Here is an 18908-nt window from a genome sequence, read left to right as displayed (position 1 = left end):
TCATTCGTCCTTGAGCGGAGGCGCGGCCAGCAGCGCATCGAGCGCCATGAGGTCGGCCGCTTCGTCGAGTGTCTCGATCGCCGTCCGGATGCGCGCGGCATGGGTTTCGCCCCAGACCGGGCGCGCCAGCTCGGCAAATTTCGCCATGACTTCGTCGGGACTGTAGGGATCGCGGGCATCGCCGCGATTGGTGAAGGTCTCGCCGGAGAGGACCCGGCCGTCAGTGAGATGGATCGCGACGCGGGCCGGACGCAGGTCAGGCAGCATCGCGCTCAGCGCCGGGTCTTCATTCACCGCGACCCGGGCGGCCAGATCGACGATCCGGGCATCCGCCAGCGCAGCCGCACGGAACGCCGGCACCGAGGCCTCGCCATGGACCAGCGTGGTCGCGATCGCGAAGGGCAGCGAGAATTTCGCCGCCAGCATGTTGGCCGGCGCAGGCGCATCGAGCTGCGCCGCCCAGACATAGGTCTCGACCTCGATCCTCGCGATCGCGGCCGGGTCGAGCGGCCCGTGCTCGGCGATCAGCCGCGCCACCACGTCGAGCGCGCCATGGGTGAAGCGGCAGGCGGCGTGGCGCTTGAAATAGTTGCGCTGGATCTCCCAACGCTGGCCGAGCGCGGCGACCATCTCGTCGGGCCTGAAGCCCTCGGCCAGCACGCCGCCATAGACGCTGCGCACGCCGTCGATCTCGCCGGTGAAGCCGCTGGCGACGAGGTCCCAGGCGGCAAGCCCGTTGCGCGCCGAGAACCCGGCATAGCTGTTACGCACCGTAGCCCCCTCCAGCATCGTGCGCAGGCTGGTGCCGAGGCTGAGCGAGGCCGAGGCGTTGACGGTCTCGATCAGCGCCTGCTCGTCGGCATTGTCGAGATAGGCGGCGGCGAAGGCCGCCCCGATCGTGCCCCAGGTGCCGTGGGGATGCATGGTGTTGCGCAGCCGGGAGGCCGCGCCGACACGTGCGCCGATCTCGTAGCCGAGGATGAAGGCGAGCAGGAAATCACGGCCGTCGACCTCCGCCGGCCGTCGCGCCGCAAGAGCTGCCGGCAGGACATGGATGCCGGGATGGCCCCGCGCGAAGGAATTGCCCTCGTCGAGCTCCAGCATGGTGCCGGCGACGCCGTTGACGAAGGCTGCGTCGCCCGCGTTGAGGCGTCGACCCGCGCCGATCGCGGCGAAGCCTCCGCCGGCCTCGCGGCGACCCAGCCGGACGACGAGCGCGCGCGTCTCCGGCTCCTGCATGCCGGCAGCGACCGCTCCGATGCAATCGAGCACGACCAGTTTGGCTTGTTCGACCAAAGTCTTGTCGAGATCATTGAAACTGATCTCCGAGGCGAACGCGCCCCATTGCGAGAGCCAGGCCGGCCGCGGCTCCGCCAGCAGGACGGAGGCCGGGACGATATTGGGAGTGACGATCGACATGGCTCTCCTCACAATCCGAGATAGGCGCGCTTCAGCTCCGGGTCGCGGCCGATCTCCTCGGCCGGTCCCGACAGCGTCACCACCCCGTTCTCGATGATGTAGGCGCGCGCCGCGATCTCCAGCGACTGCACCACATTCTGCTCGACCAGCATGATCGGCATGCCCTCGCCATTGAGCTGGCGGATCAGCGCGAACATCTCCTCGACCAGCAGCGGCGACAGGCCGAGCGATGGCTCGTCCAGGATCAGGAGACGCGGCTCCGCCATCAGCCCGCGCCCGATCGCCAGCATCTGCTGCTCGCCGCCCGAAAGCGTGCCCGCCGCCTGGCCCATGCGCTCACGCAGGCGCGGAAAGACGGAGAAGACGCGCTCGATATTGCGCGCCCTGTTCTTGCGGGCGCGGCGATAGCTGCCAAGCTCCAGATTTTCGCGCACGCTCATGTTCGGGAAGATCTTGCGCCCTTCCGGCACCTGGATCAGCCCGGCCTCGACGACCTCAACCGCCGAGGCGCCGGTGAGCTTGCGCCCCTCGAACACGACGTCGCCGGCATGTGCGGCGAGCACGCCCGAAAGCACTTTGTTCAGCGTCGTCTTGCCAACGCCGTTCGAACCGAGCACGGCGACGATCTCGCCGGCCTTCACCGCGATGTCGATGCCGCGCAGCACCTCGACGCCGCCATAGCCCGCCTTCAGGCCGGAGACCTCAAGCATGGCCGGCCTCCTCCGCGCGCAGGCGCTCGGCCGCGCCCTTGCCGAGATAGGCCTCGACGACTTTTGGGTCGGCGCAGACCTCACGGGGCGTGCCCTGGGCGATCATCTGCCCCTGCGACAGCACATGGACATGCTCGCACAGGTTCATCACCGCCTGCATGACGTGCTCGATCATCAGGATCGTGACGCCGTCGTCGCGGATGGCGCGGATCACCGGCACGATGTCGCGGATCTCGGACGGGTTGAGCCCGGCCAGCACCTCGTCGAGCATCAGCAGCTTCGGCTCGGTCGCGAGCGCCCGCGCCAGCTCCAGCCGCTTGCGGCCAGCAACCGTCAGGCTCGAGGCCGGCTTGTCGAGATCGGCGCCGAGCCCGACGCGATGCGCCACCGCCTCGGCCAGCTCATGCGCCTCACCCGAGCCGGCATGGCGCAAATAGGCGCCCACGGCGATGTTCTCGCGCACGTCCAGCCCGGCGAAGGGCTGCACGATCTGGAAGGTGCGCGCGATGCCGCGCCTGGCCCGGATATGGGTCGGCTCGCCAGTGATGTCCTCGCCCTGGAAGGAGACCCGTCCGGCCGTCGGCTTGAGGAAGCCGGCAATGACCGCGAAGAGCGTGGTCTTCCCCGCCCCATTGGGGCCGATCAGCCCGACGATCGCGCCTTCCGGTACCGAAAGCGACGCGCCGCCGACGGCAACGAGCCCGCCGAAACGCATGGTGACGTCCTGGACGTTCAGCATCACCGCGCTCCCTCCGGCTGAGAAGCGGGAACCGGCTTGCGCCGCAGGCCGAGCTTCTGCAGCAGGCCGAGTACGCCGCCAGGGGCGAAAGCGATGACCAGGATGAGGACCGCGCCATAGACCATCAGGTCGATGCCCGGTACGCGCCCGGCGAGCAGCTTGGTCGCCTCGCCGAGCCCATGCAGCGTGAAGGCCCCGATGATCGGCCCGAGCACGAGGCCGCGCCCGCCGACCATCGGCGCGAGCAGCGCCTCGACCGAGATCCACAAGCCATAGGCGATCTGCGAGTCGATATAGAGGAAGTATTGCAGGTAGAGGCAGCCGGCGGCCGCGGTCAGCGCCGCCGAGACCGTGATCGCCTTGAGCTTCACGGCGAGCACGTCGACGCCAAGCGCGCGCGCCGCGTCCTCGTTCTCACGCACCGCCACGAGCTGCGCGCCGAAACGCGAGTTCGCGATCCATTGCGACAGGACGAGGCCGATGCCGACGAAGCCGAGCGCCAGCCAGAGGAAGGCGGCGCGGCTCGAGAACTGCAGGTTCCAGAAGCCGATATCGAGCTTGAGCAGCAAACCGGCGGCGCCGCCGGTGAAGCCGGCCGCATTGGCGAGGATGCGCAGCACTTCGGCGAAGGCCAGCGTCACCAGCGCGAAATAGGAGCCGCGCAGGCCGGCCCGGAAGCTGAGATAGCCGATCACCCAGCCGACGGCGGCGCCGAACGCGATCGCCAGCCCCAGGGCGGCCCAGGCATTGACGCCGAAGCGGGCCTGCAGGATCGCCGAGGCATAGGCGCCGGTGCCGAAGAAGGCGGCATGGCCGAAGGAGGACTGCCCGCCGACGCCGCCGAGCAGGTTCCAGCCCTGCGCCGTCAGCGCGATGATCAGCACGAAGACGATGAAGTTCAGCGTCGCGTTGGAGGCGACGAAGAACGGTACGGCCGCGAGAGCGGCCAGCACCAGCGCGATCGGAAGATAGCCCCGCCGGTTCATGCCCGCGCTCCGAACAGGCCGGTCGGGCGGAACAGCAGCACCAGGATGAAGATCAGGAAGATGCCGATCTGGCCGAGGCTCTCGCCGAGATAGAGCCCGCACAGGCTCTCGACCACGCCGATGAACAGGCCGCCGGCGAGCGCGCCCGGGATCGAGCCCATGCCGCCGAGCACGACGATGGTGAAAGCGACCAGCACGAAGGCCCCGCCGACACGCGGGTTGACGTAGAAGGTCGGCATCAGCAGGCAGGCGGCGACCGCCAGCGTCGCGCAGCCGATGCCGAAGGTCACAGCATAGACGTGGCGGACATCGATGCCGACGAGGCTGGCGCCGAGCTTTTCCTTGGCGACGGCGCGGATCGCCTTGCCGGTATCGGTGCGCGCCAGCACGAGCCAGAGCAGCAGCGTGACGACGAGCGCGCCGGCGAAGCCGAAGAGCCGTGCCTGGGAGATCAGGAGCGGCCCGAGCTCGACGACGTTGAAGGAGTATTCGGTCGAGAGCGAGCGCGTGTCCGAGCGGAAGACCGCCAGCAGCGCATTCTCGATGACGATCGAGAGGCCGAGCGTCACCAGCAGGATATTGCCGTCGTCGCCATGGCTGGCGGGCCCGATGACGAAGCGCTGCACGCCATAACCGATCGCGAAGAAGATCAGCGTCAGCGGCAGGATCGCGAGATAGGGATCGAGGCCGAGCATGCTGTGCGCCGCCCAGACCGCGAACATGGCGCAGGTCAGGAAGGCGCCATGGGCGAAATTGATGATGTGCAGCACGCCGTAGACGAGCGTCAGCCCGAGCGCGATCAGCGCGTATACGGCGCCGGTCAGAAGCCCGTTGAGCATGGCTTCCGCGACGATGGCGAAGGAATACATCGGGCGTTACGCTCGCTGTCCGACAAAAACGGCCCGGGCAGGACGAATGGATCGCCCTGCCCGGGATGAAAACTCAGGCGCGCACCGGGAAGACCGGCTTGGCGTCGGAGAAGGCTTCCGGATAGACGACCTTGATCGCGCCATCCTGGACCTGGGTCGAGACCGGGGCTGACCCCTGGTTCTGGCCGTCGACGAACTTGGTCGGCCCATAGGGCATCAGGTGGCCGGCGAAGGTCGAGGAGGCCAGCGCCTCGAGGATCTTGCCGCGATCGGCCGAGCCGGCGCGTTCGATCGCGTCGGCCAGCAGCGCGACGCAGGAATAGTTCAGCGGCGTGTTGTAGTTCCACTGCTTGCCGGAGGCCTCGACGCGCTTGCGCAGGTCGGCGTTCTTGGGATTGCGCGGATCATGCCAGTGGTTGCAGTCCATGATCTTCTCGGCCGCTTCCGGAAACTCCTTGACGAAGCGCATGTTGGAGGCGGCGCCGTTCAGCACCGAATAGACCGCCTTCGGCCGCACGCGCTGCTGCTGCATGGTGCGCGCCAGCAGCACGGTCTCGCCGTAATAGGTGCTCGGGATCACCAGGTCGGGATTGAGCGAGCGCAGGCGCAGGACGACGTTGGAGAGGTCGCGCGACGGGGTCGGGATCGCGATGGTCTCGACGATCTCGAAGCCGTGCTTGGGCAATTCGGTCGCCATCAGCTTGGCGAGGCCGGAGCCGAACAGCCCGTCCTCATGCACCAGCGCGATCGTCTTGGCCGGCTTGCCGGCGGCTTCGTTGATGCGGACGAGATTATCGATCGCGGCGCGCGTGCAGATGGCGAAGCCCGGCGCGAAGCGGAAGGTGTTCTTGAGCCCGCGCTGGATGATCTGGTCCGAGACGCCGACATCGACGATATAGGGCAGGTCGTAACGCGCAGCCGCCTGCGTCGCGGCCAGGCAGATCGGGCTGGCGAAACCGCCGACGATCGCGGCGACGCCCTCGCCTTGCATGCGCTCGACCTCCTGCACGCCGGCTTCCGGGTTGGAACGCGCGTCGCCGAAGACGATCTCGAGCTTGGCGCCGCCGAGCGCCTTGATGCCGCCGGCGGCATTGATGTCGGCGATGCCGAGCTCGGCGCCGGCCCGGCCGAACTCACCGTCCATGGCGAGCGCACCGGTGACGGGCTGCAGGATGCCGATCTTGATCGGCTTGGGCTCAGCGGCGCGCAACACGCCAGGCGCGGCGATCGTCGCCATCGCGGCGGTGCCGGCCTTCAGGATGGTGCGGCGATTCAGATCGGTCGTCAGCTTCATGTCCCGTTCTCCTCTGTCGTTGATCCGGTCTTCCCGCCGGAATCCGTGTTATTCGGCCTTCAATCCGCGGTCTTTGATGAGGCCGCCCCATTTCCGGCGCTCCTCCTCGAGAAACCGGTCGAGTTCTGCAGGCGTGTTCGGCGTGAACTCAACGCCGAGCGCCGCGAGCTTCGCAGTGATCTCCGGCGTCTCGAAGGACGCCTGGACGATTCTGTTCGCCTTATCGATCACCGCGGGCGCCGTGCCCTTCCGCGCCATCAGCGCGAGGAAGCTCAGCGCCTCGTAGCCGGGCACCGTCTCGGCGATGGTCGGGACGTCGGGCAGGCTCGCCAGCCGCGACGCACTGGTCACGCCCAGCAGCTTGACCTTCTTCGCCTCGACCTGCGGCAGCGCGGTCTGGACATTGTCGAACATCAGCTCGACCTGTCCGCCGATCAGGTCGGCCATGGCCGGGCCGGCGCCGCGATAAGGCACGTGGGCCATCTCGACGCCGGCCATCGTCTTGAACAGTTCGGGCGCGAGATGACTGGTCGCGCCGACGCCAGAGGAGCCGTAATTGAGCTTGCCCGGCTGGCTCTTGGCCAGGGCGACGAGCTCGGCCACGGAATTCGCGGCAAGCGAGGGATGCGCGATCAGCAGCATCGGGCTGCGCGACAGCATGATCACCGGATCGAAATTCGCCGGGTCGTAGGGCAGCTTCTCGCGGAGGTACTGATTGGTGACATGCGTCGCCGGCGTCGCGACCAGGAAGAGATAGCCGTCGGCCGGCGCATTGCCGACCTCGGCGGTCCCAATCGCGCCCGAGGCGCCACCCTTGTTCTCGACGATGAAGCGCTGGCGCGTCGCCTGCGACAGGGCTTCGGCGGCGAAGCGACCCATCACGTCGGTCGCGCCGCCGGCCGGATAGGGCACGATCACCTTGCCCGGTCGGCTCGGCCAGACCTCCTGCGCGCGCGCCGGGCCCATGGCGAGGGCGAGCGCGAGACCGAGCGCCGCGCGCCGGCTGAGCGTCATGGCCGCGGCAGGTCCCTCTTGCCACATGTCAGTTGCGCGCATCGCGTGCTCCTGGCGGAAGATCGGCCTCTTCGGCCTCGCTGGCGCGGCTCGGCACCGGCGACCAGCGCCGGGCGCGGGCGCCGCCGGCGCGCTCGAGCTCCATCTGGAACGAGTAGCGGTCAGGCCGGTACAGCGCGTGCAGATGCTCGACGCCCTCTCCTTTCGGTCCGAAGACGATCCGCGTCAGCGACAAGAGCGGCGAGCCGATCTCGAGCTCGAGCGCCTCGGCGATATCGGGGCTGGCGAGCGTCGCGCCGATGGTCTGGCTCGCGCGCTCGGCGACGATGCCGGAGCGCTCCAGCAGGGCGAGCAGCGGCGTCGAGGCGAGATCGCCCTCGGAATAGGAGATGCCGATCCGCTCCGGCACATGCGTCACCAGATAGGAAAAGGGCTGGCCGTCGATCAGGCGCACGCGCACCGAGCGCTGCACCCGCTCTCCAGCCGCGAGCTTCAGCCCCTCCATCAGGGCCGGCGTCGGCGCGACATAGCCGAAGGAGAGCAGCCTGACATCGGTGCGCCGGCCCATCTCGACCAGATGCGTCAGCACGTTCGAGAAATCGGCGATGACGGGCGCGCCGGTCACCCGGCCGCTGACGAAGGTCCCGGAACCCGGCCGGCGCTCGATCATGCCCTCGGTCGCGAGCTTGTCGAGCGCGCGCCGCACCGTCACCCGCGAGACGCGGTGCTCCTCCGCCAGCGACGGCTCGCTCGGCAGGCGGCTCTCGGGCCCGGCCTCTCCGCTCAGGATGCGGTCCCGCAGCAGAAGATAGAGCCTGCGGGCCTTCAACGGCTCGACGCTCGACATGCGGCGGAACTCCTCGTCTGTCCCGTTCGTAAGACAGTAACTTGTATTATCAAAGACACAGCTTCGTCGCTTGTCAAGCGCCGCTCTTCACAGCACGCGGGACAAATCGGGATAGATCAGCAGGGGCCTGCCGATGGCGACGAGATCGGCCCTGCCCTGCGCCAGGATGTCCTCGACCTGCTCGCGCGTCCGAATCTGCCCGACGGCGATGACAGGCACCGCCACAGCCCGCCTGATCACTTCGGCATAGCGTACTTGATAGCCGGGGCCGGTCTCCGGAGGCGGCGTCGGCGTCAGGCCGCCCGAGGAGACATGGATCGCGTCGAGGCCGAGCGGAACCAGCGCTCGCAGCGCCGCGGCGACGCTCTCCGGCTCGAGGCCGCCGGGCGCATGATCGCTGGCGGAGACGCGGATCGTCACCGGCAGGCTCATACCGACCGCAGCGCGCACCGAGCAAATGACCCCGGCCAGGAATCGCAGCCGCCCCTCGGGGCCGCCGCCATAGGCGTCCTCGCGATGGTTCGATAGCGGCGACAGGAACTGGTGCAGCAGATAGCCATGAGCGGCATGAAGCTCGATGCCGTCGAAGCCGGCGGCGACCGCGCGCTTGGCCGCCATGGCGAAGGCCTCCGCTGCCGCGGCAATGTCCGCGAGGCTCATGGCCTCGGGCATGCCGTAGACATCGTCATAAGCGACGGCGCTCGGCGCCAGCAGCCGGCCGCCGCGATGCGGCACCGCCTTACGCCCGCCATGGCAGAGCTGGACGAAGACCGGCGCGCCTGCCGCCTTGACCGCGCTGGCGACGGCGGCGAGCGGCGCGACATGAGCCTCACTGAACAGGCCGACATCATCGATCATCAGCCGGCCCTCCGGCGCGACGGCCGTCGATTCGACGATCACGAGCCCGACGCCGCCGCGCGCCCGGCGCGCATAGTGATCGCGGTGATAGGCGCCGGCAAAGCCCTCGGCACTGCCCTGATATTGCTGCATGGGCGGCAGCACGATGCGGTTCTTCAGGCGAAGCGAGCCGATCGAGACGGGGCTGAAGGCGAGCGACATATTGTCTAGCGCGACTGGCGCGGCGCGGCCCAGGGGCGCGCGGCGGCATCGGTGGCGACGAAGGCCTTGATCGCGCCGGCCTGGCTCAGCGTCAGGTCGATATCGTCCCAGCCATTGAGCAGCTTGGTGCGCCAGACCGGATCGACCTCGAACGACACCGCAAGGTTGCCGATGACGATCCGGCAGTTCTCGAGATCGACCGACAGCGCGCGCCCGCCCTCCTCCAGCGCCGCGATCAGGCTCTCGCCATCGGCCTCGCTGACGCGCGCCGGCAGCAGGCCGTTATTGACCGCGTTCGAGGCGAAGATGTCGCCAAAACTCGGCGCCACGACGCAGCGAATGCCGTAATCCGCGAGCGCGTAGACGGCGGCCTCCCGCGACGAGCCGCTGCCGAAATTTCGGCGCGACACAAGCACTTGCGCGCCTTCCCTGCCAGGCGCATTGAGCGGGAAATCCGGCCGCGGAGCACCCCCCTCGTCAAAGCGCAGGTCGTATAGCAGATAGCCGCCATAGCCCTCGGCCCGCGAGCGCTTCATGAAGCGGGCGGGAATGAGCTGGTCGGTGTCGACGCCGGTTAGCGGCAAGGGACAGGCAAGGCCGGTGAGCGTGGTGAAGGGCTGCATCAGTTCCTCCCTTCCAGCAGCACGCGCATATCGGTGAGATGGCCGGTCACGGCCGCTGCGGCCGCCATTGCCGGCGACATCAGATGGGTGCGCGAGCCCGGCCCCTGACGGCCGCGGAAATTGCGGTTGGTCGTCGAGGCGCAGCGCTCTCCCGGCGCGACGAGGTCGCCATTCATGCCGACGCACATCGAGCAGCCGGGCTCGACCCATTCCAGCCCGGCCTGCGTGAAGACCTTGTCGAGCCCCTCCTCCTCGGCCTGGCGCTTGACCTGGGCCGATCCGGGCGACACGAGGCCCGGCACCGTCGCCTTGCGCCCGGCGAGCACGGCCGCGGCGGCGCGGATGTCCTCGATGCGGCTATTGGTGCAGGAGCCGATGAAGACGCGGTCGACCCTGATATCGGCGAGGTTCTGGCCGGCCTTCAGGCCCATATAATCGAGAGCGTCGCGGATATGCGCGGCGCGGCCGGGATCGCCCGCCTTGTCGGGATCGGGCACCTGCATGGTGATTGGCAGCGCGTCCTCCGGGCTCGTGCCCCAGGTCACGATCGGCGCGATCTCCGCCCCGTCGAGCCGGACCTCCTTGTCGAAGGCGACGCCGGCATCGCTGGCGAGCGCCAGCCAGTCACCGGCGGCGCGCTCAAAATCCTCGCCATGCGGCGCATAGGTCCGGTCGCGCAAATAGATGAGCGTGGTCTCGTCGGGCGCAACCATGCCGCAGCGCCCGCCGGCCTCGATCGAGAGGTTGCAGAGCGTCAGCCGGCCCTCCATCGAGAGGCCGCGAATGGTCGAGCCGGCATATTCGATCGCATGGCCGGCCGCCCCGTCGGCGCCGATCGTGGCGATGACCGAGAGCGCGATGTCCTTGGCGACGATGCCGGGCGCCAATTTGCCCTCCACCGTGACCCGCAGCCGCTTCGGCTTCTTCTGCCAGAGCGTCTGGGTCATCAGCACATGCGCGACCTCCGAGGCGCCGATGCCGAAGGCGAGCGCGCCGAAGGCGCCATTGGTCGCGGTATGGCTGTCGCCGCAAACGATGGTCAGCCCCGGCAAGGTCAGGCCCTGCTCCGGGCCGACGACATGGACGATGCCCTGGCCCGGATCGTCGAGATCGAACAGGCGCAGGCGGTGGCGCAGCGTGTTGGCGCGCAGTTGCTCGATCATCCGGCGAATGGCCGGATCGATCTTGTCGAGGTCGCGCACCCGCGTCGGAACGTAGTGGTCCTCGATGCCGAAGGTCAGGTCCGGCCGCGCCACCTCGGCGTCACGCGCCTTGAGCTTGTCGAAGGCGTGGAAGGAGCCCTCATGCAGGAAATGCCGGTCGATCCAAAGCAGGCTCTGGCCGTCCTCGCGCTGCACGACGACATGCGCGTCCCAGACCTTGTCGAACAATGTCCGCGGCGATGCCCCTGCGGCTCCCATGCGCGCCATCTCTCCCTCTCCCAACGTCGCCGATGCTAATCCCGAGCGCCGGTCAAAAGCAAATCTTGTTTTAGATATGATACAGGTTAGTGTCCCCATCCTATGACAGCTAGCTGTCGGATTGGCGCGAGGCCGGGAGGGCGCGTTGAGCAAGATGATCGCTGTCGGAGAGAAAAGCTTCGACTTTCAGGTTCCCGTCGTGGTCCTGGGCGCCGGCGCAGCCGGGCTCGTCGCGGCCCTGGCAGCGCGCGAGGCCGGTGCCGAGGTGCTCGTGCTGGAGCGCGACGCCCTGCCGCGCGGATCGACCGCGCTGTCGGCCGGGCTCATCCCGGCCCCGGCGACGCGCTGGCAACGGGCTGCCGGCATCGACGACGACGCTGCTCGCTTCGCCGCCGACATCCTGAAAAAGGCCAAGGATGAGCCCGATCCGAAGCTGGTCGAACTGGTCGCCGGCGAGGTCGGGCCGGCGCTCGAATGGCTCAGCGACAGCTACGGCCTGCCCTTCTCGGTGATCGAGGATTTCAGCTATCCGGGCCATTCGGCGCGGCGCATGCACGGCCTGCCGAGCCGTTCCGGCGAGGAGCTGGTCGACGCGCTGCGCCAGGCGGCCGAAGCGGCCGGCATCGAGATCCTGTGCGAAGCGCAGGTCACGACCCTGTTCGCCGGGGCAGACCACCGGGTACATGGACTGGCCTTCGCGCGCCCCGACGGTACGCTGGAAGAGCTCGGCTGCGACCGGCTCGTCCTCGCCTGCAACGGCTATGGCGGCAACAAGGACCTCGTCGCGCGCCATATCCCGTCCTTGTCCGAGGCGCTTTATTTCGGCCATCCCGGCAACCAAGGCGACGCCCTGCTCTGGGGCCAGGCGCTGGGCGCGGCCGCGCGCCACCTCTCCGGCCATCAGGGCCACGGCTCGGTCGCGCATCCCGCCGGCATCCTGATCACCTGGGCGACGATCACGGAGGGCGGCATCCAGGTCAATCTGGAGGGCCGGCGCTTCTGCGACGAGTCATGCGGCTATTCCGAACAGGCGACCGAGGTGCTGCGCCAGCCCGAAGGCGTCGCCTGGACGATCTTCGACGAGCGCATCGCCGGCATCGCGCGACAATTCGAGGATTTCAAGCGGGCCGAGGCGCTTGGCGCGATCGTCACGGCCGGCGATCCCGCGGCCCTGGCCCAGCGTATCGGCGTCCCGTCGGAGTCCCTGGCCGCAACCCTCGCCGAAGTCGCGCGCTGCAAGTCCGGCCAGGCCGCCGATTCGCTCGGCCGCGCCTTCATGGGCGCGCCGGATCTCGCGCCGCCCTACCGCGCCGTCCGGGTCACCGGCGCCCTGTTCCATACCCAGGGCGGGCTCGTGGTCGACGATCAGGCGCGCGTGGTGGATGAATCCGGGACGCCGCTCTCGAACCTTTATGCGGCCGGCGGCGCGGCCTGCGGCGTTTCGGGCAGCCATGCAGCCGGCTATCTGTCAGGCAACGGCCTGCTGACTGCCGTCGCGCTTGGGCGGATCGCGGGCCGCGCCGCGGGAAGCGCGTCTGGTTAGGCGGCGCCGCGCTCCACAGCAATTCCCCGCGATCGCGTCATGGTGCTAAGCAAAATCCGCGCAATGCAATAAGCTTAGCCGTTCGAACCAGTTGAGCGGCCGCGCCCATGACAGATACGGACAGCCCGGACAACGCCGTCACGACGGGGCTCTCGATCCGCCTCTATGACGAGCTTTCGCGCGCCATCGTCGCCGGCGACCTCGCGCCTGGCGAGAAGCTGAGCGAGCCGGTGATCGCGCGCCGCTACGGCGCTAGTCGCGCGCCGGTGCGCGAGGCGATCCGCCGCCTGCAGGAACGCGGGCTCGTCACCTATGTCGCCAATCAGGGCGTGCGCGTCGCCGAGCCGAGCGCGGCGGAATTCCTCGCCTTGCTCGACGTGCGCGAGGCGACGGAGGGCATGGCCGCGCGTCTCGCCGCCGAGAACATGAGCGACGCGGATGTCACGGCGCTCGAGCAGCTCGTCGCCAGCCATCGCGGCGAGATCGAGCGCAACCCGCTCGGCGCCTATCTGCAGGACGAGCCGGAGGCCGATTTCCACCGGCGCATCGCCAATGGCAGCGGCAACCCGATCCTGGCCGACCTGCTCTGCGAGCAGTTCTACCCGCGCCTGCGCCTGTGCCGGAGATTGCATTCGACCGTGCCGGGACGCGGCCGCGAGGCCTGGCGCGAGCATGTCCGCATCACCGAGGCGATCAGCCACCGCGACGGCGAGCTCGCCGAGATCCTGATGCGCCGGCATATTCGTGCGGCGCGGACGGCGCTGCAGGCCGCGCTCACGACGGCCGGAGCCGTCAAGCCGTCGCGCCGCGGCTACGGCGCCTGAACGACAGCGTCAGGGCGTCTCGGCAGCCGGCTCCGATGTCGGCCGCGCCCTGAGGCGGGACAGGATCGGCGGCAGGACCAACACCATGAGCGCGATCGCGAGCAGCGTCGTCGCGATGGGCGTGCCGACGAGCACGCTCCAGTCGCCCTGGCTGACGGCGAGCGCGCGTCGGAGCTGGATCTCGGCCTGCGGCCCGAGGATCAGCCCGATCAAAGCCGGCGCGATCGGGAAATCATAGACCCGCGCGACATAGCCGACGAGCCCGAGCCCGCACATCAGCAGCAAGTCCATCCACGAAGTCGACAGGCCCCAGACGCCAACCAGCGCGAAGACGACGATGCCGCCATAGATGTAGTGCCGCGGGATCAGCAGCAGGCGCACCCAGATGCCGACCAGCGGCAGGTTCAGCACCAGCAGGATCAGGTTGCCGATATAGAGCGAGGCGATCACGCCCCAGAGCAGGTCGGGATTGGTCGCAAACAGCATCGGGCCCGGCTGCAGGCCATAGTTCTGGAAGGCCGCGAGCAGCACCGCCGCCGTCGCGGTCGAGGGCAGGCCGAGCGTCAGGAGCGGCACCAGGATGCCGGCGGCGGCGGCATTGTTCGCGGCCTCGGGCCCCGCCACGCCCTCGATCGCGCCATGGCCGAACTCCTCGGGATGCGGGCTGAGGCGCCGCTCCAGCGCATAGGACAGGAAGGTCGGGATCTCCGTGCCGCCGGCCGGGAGCGCGCCGATGGGGAAGCCGATGACGCTGCCGCGCAGCCACGGTTTCCACGAGCGCTTCCAGTCCTGCCGGGTCATCCAGCTGCCGCCGGAGAGCGGGTTGATCGCGGCCGGCACCGAGCCGCTGCGGCTTGCGACATAAAGCGCCTCGCCGATCGCGAAGAGCGAGACCAGCACTACAGTGAAGGAGACGCCGTCGAGCAGTTCGAGCGTGCCAAAAACCATGCGGGTCTGGCCGGTCTGGGTGTCGATGCCGATCGTGCCCAGCGCCAGCCCGAAGAACAAAGCGGTGAAGCCCCTGACCATCGAGCGGCCCATCACGACCGCGACCGAGGTGAAGGAGAGCACCATCAGCGCGAAATAATCCTCCGGGCCGAAGACGAAGGCGAGCTCGGCGATCGCCGGGGCCAGGAAGGTCAGCGCCAGCGTGCCGATCGTACCCGCCACGAAGGAGCCGATCGCCGCGGTCGCCAGTGCCGCCGCTCCGCGCCCGCTGCGCGCCATGCGGTTGCCTTCGAGCGCGGTCATCACCGACCCGCTCTCGCCCGGCGTGTTGAGCAAGATCGAGGTGGTCGAGCCGCCATAAAGCGCGCCGTAGAGGATGCCGGCGAACATGATGAAGGCCGAGGCCGGCGCAACCTGCGCCGTGACCGGCATCAGGAGGGCGATGGTCAGGGCCGGCCCGATGCCCGGAAGCACGCCGACCGCGGTGCCGAGCGCACAGCCGATCAGGGCCCAGAACAGGTTGATCGGCTGCAGCGCGACCGCGAAGCCGCCAAGGAGCTGGCTCAGGATGTCCATGACCTCACCCCAGCGGCGGGAAGAAGGCGCCGAGGCTGATGCCGAGACGCGAGAAGCCGAACCAGGCGGCGCTCGACAGCAATGCGCCGATCGCGAGGTCGAGGAGCAGGCGGCGAGAGCCGAAGGCGCGCGAGACCAGCGCGAAGGCGAGCATCGCCGTCAGCGGGAAGCCGAGCCAGCGAATGGTCAGAAGCGGGACGGCGACCCCGGCGAGCGCGGTCAGGAAGGCGGCGCGGGATGGCTGGGCCTCCGCCTCCCCGCCCTCCGCCGGCGACGCGACGAGCTCGCCGCGCAGCGCCTGGACGATCAGGATGACACCGAGAACCGCGAGCCCCGCCCCGACCGCCAGCACGATCGCAGCCGGACCGACGCCGATATAGTTCGTGGTCGAGGCGATGCCGCGCGCGCCATTGAGCCACAAGGCTCCCATGACGAAGACGCCGAGCCCCAGCCACCATGGCCGCGACCAGCGGCTCGCGTCCCGTCCGTCCTGCCTGGCCGCCATCGCGTGCTCCCTGAGACGAGCTGTTCGTGGTGCGGCCGGCCGCTATTTCAGGATGCCGACTTCCTTGAGGGCACTCGACCAGTTCGCGTCCTCGGCCTTGAGGAAGGCGACGAAGTCGTCACCCGGAAGGTAGGCGTCTTCCCAGCCCTGGGTTTTCAGCGTCTCCTTCCAGACCGGCGTCGCATGCAGCTTGGCGAAACGGTCGAGCCAGGTCTTCTTCGCCGCCTCGCTCATGCCGGGAGCGCCGACGAAACCGCGCCAGTTGCCGATCTCGACCGGGATGCCCGATTCCTTCAGCGTCGGCACGTTCAGGCCGTCCACGCGGGTCGGACCCGAGACCGCGATGAGGCGGATGCGGCCGGACTCGGCGAACTGGCGGAATTCGGAAGCGCCCGAGATCGCCGCCTTGATCTTGCCGCCGCCGAGCGCCGCCAGGATTTCGCCGCCGGAGAACGAGACGAAATTGATCTTGGCGACCGGCGCGCCGGCATGCTTGGCGAGCAGCGCCAGCATGACATGGTCCGCCCCGCCGGCCGAGCCGCCGCCAACCGACAAGGCGCCGGGATCGGCCTTGAGCGCCGCGATGAAATCCTGCGGTGTCTTGATCGGCGAATTAGCCGGCACGGCGATCGCGTTGTATTCATTGGTCAATCGCAGCAGCGGCGTGGTGTCGGCGAGCGACACCGGCGTCTTGTTGGTGATGACGCCACCGACCATGATGACGCCGGTCACCAGGAGCGCATTGTCGTCGCCCTTATTGGTACGGACGAACTCGGCCAGGCCGATCGTGCCCGCCGCGCCGCCCTTGTTGGTGAAGGAGGCGCCGTCGGTGAAGACCTTGGACTGGGCGAAGGCCGCCATGGTCTGGCGGCCGGCGCCGTCCCAACCGCCACCCGGGTTGGCCGGGATCATCACCTTGGCCGGTTCGGCGGTGGCGATCCCCGTGCTCAGGACCAGCTCGAGCGCGCCGGCCATCGTCAAACGCTTGATCATTCTGTGTCCTCCCATGTGTGGTCGCCGCCCTTCGGGCTGGTCGTTCATGCCTGGCGCGGCTTGGTTCAGGCGCTCCTTCCGCGCTGGGGCATCGCCTCCGGCGTGATCGTCGCGACGATCGAGGCGTCGAGCGCCTCGTAGTCGTGGAGCCCGATGGTGGCGTAGAGCTCGGCGCGGGTCTGCATCTCATCGATCATGCCATGCGTGCCGCCGTCCCGCGCCAGCGCGGCGTAGAGCTTTTCCTGCGCCTTGTTGGCGACGCGCAGCGACGACACCGGCCAGATCACCATCCGGTAGCCCATCGCCTCGAATTCGGAAGCGGTGAAGAAGGGCGTGCGGCCGAACTCGGTCATGTTGGCGAGCAGCGGCACGCCCGGCACCCGGCGCGCGAACTCCTTGAACATCTCGGCCGAGGTCAGCGCCTCGGGGAAGATCGCGTCGGCGCCGGCGTCAAGATAGAGCCTGGCGCGCGCGACCGCCCCGTCCATGCCCTCGCTCGCAGCCGCATCGGTGCGGGCGATGACATAGAGATGGCGGCGCGCCTTAACCGCGGCCGCGACCTTGGCCGCCATGTCGTGGGCGTCGGCGAGCTTCTTGTCGTTGAGATGGCCGCATTTCTTCGGCAGCAGCTGGTCCTCGATATGGACCGCTCCGGCGCCCGCGTCCTCGAAGACGCGGACCATGTTCATGACGTTGAGCGCCTCGCCATAGCCGGTATCGCCGTCGACGAGCAGCGGCAGGCCGCTGGCGCGGGCGATCTGGCGCACGAAGAAGGCGACCTCGTCGACGGTGATGATGCCGAGGTCCGGCAGGCCCATCGAGGCCGTCATCGCTGCGCCCGAGAGATAGAGCGCCTCGAAACCGGCAGCCTTCGCCTGCAGGGCCGCCATGCCGTTATGAGCGCCGGGCAGCCTGAGGATGCCGCCTTGCGTCAGCCGCTGCCGGAAGCGCTGTCCGGCAGGTTCCTCGGGAAGATCGGTCGAAACGAGATAGGGCATGGGGGCTTTCGGCCTCAGTTTGCGTAGAGATCGACGTAATCATGCACCGGCATGCTCTCGAGCCGCGCCTGATCGAGCGAGACCTCGAGGATCCGGCGCTGGCGCTTCTCGACGAAGCGGCGGGCGAGATTGGTGCGGAACTTGGCTTCGAGCAGCGGAATGCCGTCGGCGCGCCGGCGCTTGTGACCGATCGGATATTCGACCGTGATTTCGGGCAGCACGGTTCCGTCGTTCAGGGTGATGGTCATCGCATTGGCGATCGAGCGCTTCTCGGGGTCGTGATAATCCCGCGTGAAGGCCGGATCCTCGACGCACTCGATCTTGGCGCGCAGCGCATCGATGCGCGGATCGGCGGCGATGTCGTCCTCGTAGTCGCTGGCAGTGAGGCGGCCGAAGATCAGCGGCACGGCGACCATGTACTGCAGCGTGTGATCGCGATCGGCCGGGTTATGCAGCGGCCCGCGCTTGTCGATGATGCGGATGCAGGCCTCATGCGTGCGCACCTTGATCGAGGCGATGTCGTCGCTGGAGCGGCCGATCTTCCTGAGATGGCCATGCAGGGTCATCGCGGCCTCGACCGCGGTCTGCGCATGGAACTCGGCCGGATAGGAGATCTTGAACAGCACGTGCTCCATCACATAGGAGCCGTAGGGACGCTGGAACTTGAATGCCTGCCCGCGGAACGAGGCGTCGTAGAAGCCCCAGGTCTTCGCGGTGAGCGCCGACGGGTAGCCCATCTCGCCGCCTTGCGCGATCAAGGCCAGCCTCACGGCCCGGCTCGTCGCGTCGCCCGCCGCCCAGCTCTTGCGCGAGCCGGCATTGGGCGCGTGGCGATAGGTGCGCAGCGCCTGCCCGTCGACGAAGGCGAGCGAGAGCGCGTTGACGATCTCGTCGCGGCTGAGGCCGAGCATCCCCGCGACGACCGCCGTCGAGGCGACCTTGACCAGGATGACATGGTCGATCCCGACCTTGTTGAAGGCATTTTCCAGCGCCAGGCAGCCCTGGATCTCATGGGCCTTGATCATCGCGGTCAGCACGTCGCGCATGGTCAGCGGCGGGCGGCCCGCGGCGACCGCGACACGCGACAGCCAGTCGGCCACCGCCAGGATACCGCCGAGATTGTCGGAAGGGTGCCCCCATTCGGCTGCGAGCCAGCAATCGTTGAAATCGAGCCAGCGGATCATCGTGCCGATATTGAAGGCGGCCTGGACCGGATCGAGCTGATAGGGCGTGCCGGGCACGCGCGCGCCATTGGGCACGACCGTCCCGGGAACGATCGGACCGAGCAGCTTGGTGCAGGCCGGATATTCAAGCGCCTCGAGCCCGCAGCCGAGCGTGTCGAGCAGGCAGTTGCGCGCCGTCTCATAGGCGAGCACGCTGTCGACGCGATAGCTCAGGACATAGTCGGCGATATCGACGAGGACTTCATCCGGCGCAGGGCGCTCATTGTTGCTGAAACCGGCCATGGCTGGGCATTTCCTCGTATCGACCGGGTGGGCGTTTTGCCTGTCCCGGATCATTATTGTCGACATATGTTTCA

At 68.5% G+C, this 18908-nt stretch carries 18 protein-coding genes; 2 read left to right on the top strand and 16 right to left on the bottom strand.

From position 1 onward, the window contains the following. The 11 genes from ACTIF2_RS20220 to leuC all read right to left on the bottom strand — a co-directional run bounded on the left by ACTIF2_RS20220 (window position 1) and on the right by leuC (window position 10990). Complete coding sequence (locus ACTIF2_RS20220; RefSeq protein ID WP_439498913.1) at window positions 1-1419, bottom strand: MmgE/PrpD family protein; 1419 nt, start codon at window positions 1417-1419, stop codon at window positions 1-3. Window positions 1420-1427: 8 nt separating this feature from the next. Further along, window positions 1428-2129: an ABC transporter ATP-binding protein gene (locus ACTIF2_RS20215; RefSeq protein ID WP_439498912.1), complete on the bottom strand. Its 702-nt coding sequence runs from the start codon at window positions 2127-2129 to the stop codon at window positions 1428-1430. Continuing rightward, entirely contained in the window at window positions 2122-2868 is a 747-nt protein-coding gene (locus ACTIF2_RS20210) for an ABC transporter ATP-binding protein (RefSeq protein WP_439498911.1), read from the bottom strand. Before ACTIF2_RS20210 ends, ACTIF2_RS20215 begins: the two co-directional genes overlap by 8 nt. Next, window positions 2868-3854, bottom strand: a complete 987-nt coding sequence (locus ACTIF2_RS20205; protein WP_439498910.1) for a branched-chain amino acid ABC transporter permease — start codon at window positions 3852-3854, stop codon at window positions 2868-2870. The genes ACTIF2_RS20210 and ACTIF2_RS20205 overlap by 1 nt, the downstream gene beginning before the upstream one ends. Beyond that, on the bottom strand, window positions 3851-4723 hold the full coding sequence (locus tag ACTIF2_RS20200; RefSeq protein ID WP_439498909.1) for a branched-chain amino acid ABC transporter permease: 873 nt from the start codon (window positions 4721-4723) through the stop codon (window positions 3851-3853). The genes ACTIF2_RS20205 and ACTIF2_RS20200 overlap by 4 nt, the downstream gene beginning before the upstream one ends. Window positions 4724-4796: 73 nt before the next feature. Then, window positions 4797-6017 (bottom strand): ABC transporter substrate-binding protein, encoded by a 1221-nt coding sequence (locus tag ACTIF2_RS20195; protein ID WP_439498908.1) that lies wholly within the window; start codon window positions 6015-6017, stop codon window positions 4797-4799. 48 nt (window positions 6018-6065) lie between these two features. After that, on the bottom strand, window positions 6066-7031 hold the full coding sequence (locus tag ACTIF2_RS20190) for a Bug family tripartite tricarboxylate transporter substrate binding protein (protein ID WP_439498907.1): 966 nt from the start codon (window positions 7029-7031) through the stop codon (window positions 6066-6068). A gap of 28 nt (window positions 7032-7059) precedes the next feature. Beyond that, complete coding sequence (locus tag ACTIF2_RS20185; protein ID WP_439498906.1) at window positions 7060-7878, bottom strand: GntR family transcriptional regulator; 819 nt, start codon at window positions 7876-7878, stop codon at window positions 7060-7062. Between the two features lie 87 nt (window positions 7879-7965). Next, window positions 7966-8937: an oxidoreductase gene (locus ACTIF2_RS20180; RefSeq protein ID WP_439498905.1), complete on the bottom strand. Its 972-nt coding sequence runs from the start codon at window positions 8935-8937 to the stop codon at window positions 7966-7968. A 5-nt stretch (window positions 8938-8942) separates the two neighbouring features. Then, window positions 8943-9560: a 3-isopropylmalate dehydratase small subunit gene (leuD, locus tag ACTIF2_RS20175; protein WP_439498904.1), complete on the bottom strand. Its 618-nt coding sequence runs from the start codon at window positions 9558-9560 to the stop codon at window positions 8943-8945. After that, window positions 9560-10990, bottom strand: a complete 1431-nt coding sequence (gene leuC, locus ACTIF2_RS20170) for a 3-isopropylmalate dehydratase large subunit (RefSeq protein WP_439498903.1) — start codon at window positions 10988-10990, stop codon at window positions 9560-9562. The genes leuD and leuC overlap by 1 nt, the downstream gene beginning before the upstream one ends. Window positions 10991-11135: 145 nt before the next feature. Here leuC and ACTIF2_RS20165 point away from each other — a divergent pair, with 145 nt between their 5' ends. Beyond that, window positions 11136-12524, top strand: a complete 1389-nt coding sequence (locus ACTIF2_RS20165; protein ID WP_439498976.1) for an FAD-dependent oxidoreductase — start codon at window positions 11136-11138, stop codon at window positions 12522-12524. A 107-nt stretch (window positions 12525-12631) separates the two neighbouring features. Then, entirely contained in the window at window positions 12632-13348 is a 717-nt protein-coding gene (locus ACTIF2_RS20160; RefSeq protein ID WP_439498902.1) for a GntR family transcriptional regulator, read from the top strand. A 9-nt stretch (window positions 13349-13357) separates the two neighbouring features. Here ACTIF2_RS20160 and ACTIF2_RS20155 read toward each other — a convergent pair whose 3' ends face one another. The 5 genes from ACTIF2_RS20155 to ACTIF2_RS20135 all read right to left on the bottom strand — a co-directional run bounded on the left by ACTIF2_RS20155 (window position 13358) and on the right by ACTIF2_RS20135 (window position 18834). After that, the gene (locus ACTIF2_RS20155) at window positions 13358-14872 is read right to left on the bottom strand and encodes a tripartite tricarboxylate transporter permease (protein ID WP_439498901.1); all 1515 of its coding nucleotides are present in this window, start codon (window positions 14870-14872) and stop codon (window positions 13358-13360) included. A 4-nt stretch (window positions 14873-14876) separates the two neighbouring features. Continuing rightward, window positions 14877-15377, bottom strand: a complete 501-nt coding sequence (locus tag ACTIF2_RS20150; protein ID WP_439498900.1) for a tripartite tricarboxylate transporter TctB family protein — start codon at window positions 15375-15377, stop codon at window positions 14877-14879. A gap of 42 nt (window positions 15378-15419) precedes the next feature. Further along, window positions 15420-16370: a Bug family tripartite tricarboxylate transporter substrate binding protein gene (locus tag ACTIF2_RS20145; RefSeq protein ID WP_439498899.1), complete on the bottom strand. Its 951-nt coding sequence runs from the start codon at window positions 16368-16370 to the stop codon at window positions 15420-15422. 65 nt (window positions 16371-16435) lie between these two features. Beyond that, window positions 16436-17368 carry a methylisocitrate lyase gene (prpB, locus tag ACTIF2_RS20140; RefSeq protein WP_439498898.1) on the bottom strand — a complete coding sequence of 311 codons (933 nt, stop codon included), beginning with the start codon at window positions 17366-17368 and terminating at the stop codon, window positions 16436-16438. A gap of 14 nt (window positions 17369-17382) precedes the next feature. Then, window positions 17383-18834, bottom strand: a complete 1452-nt coding sequence (locus ACTIF2_RS20135) for a bifunctional 2-methylcitrate dehydratase/aconitate hydratase (RefSeq protein ID WP_439498897.1) — start codon at window positions 18832-18834, stop codon at window positions 17383-17385. Window positions 18835-18908 lie beyond the last annotated feature (74 nt).

The sequence above is a fragment of the Allobosea sp. genome (assembly GCF_051860145.1).
GTDB lineage: Bacteria > Pseudomonadota > Alphaproteobacteria > Rhizobiales > Beijerinckiaceae > Allobosea.
Note: the sequence above shows the minus strand (reverse complement) of the source record. Positions and strands in the feature narration are given on the sequence as shown.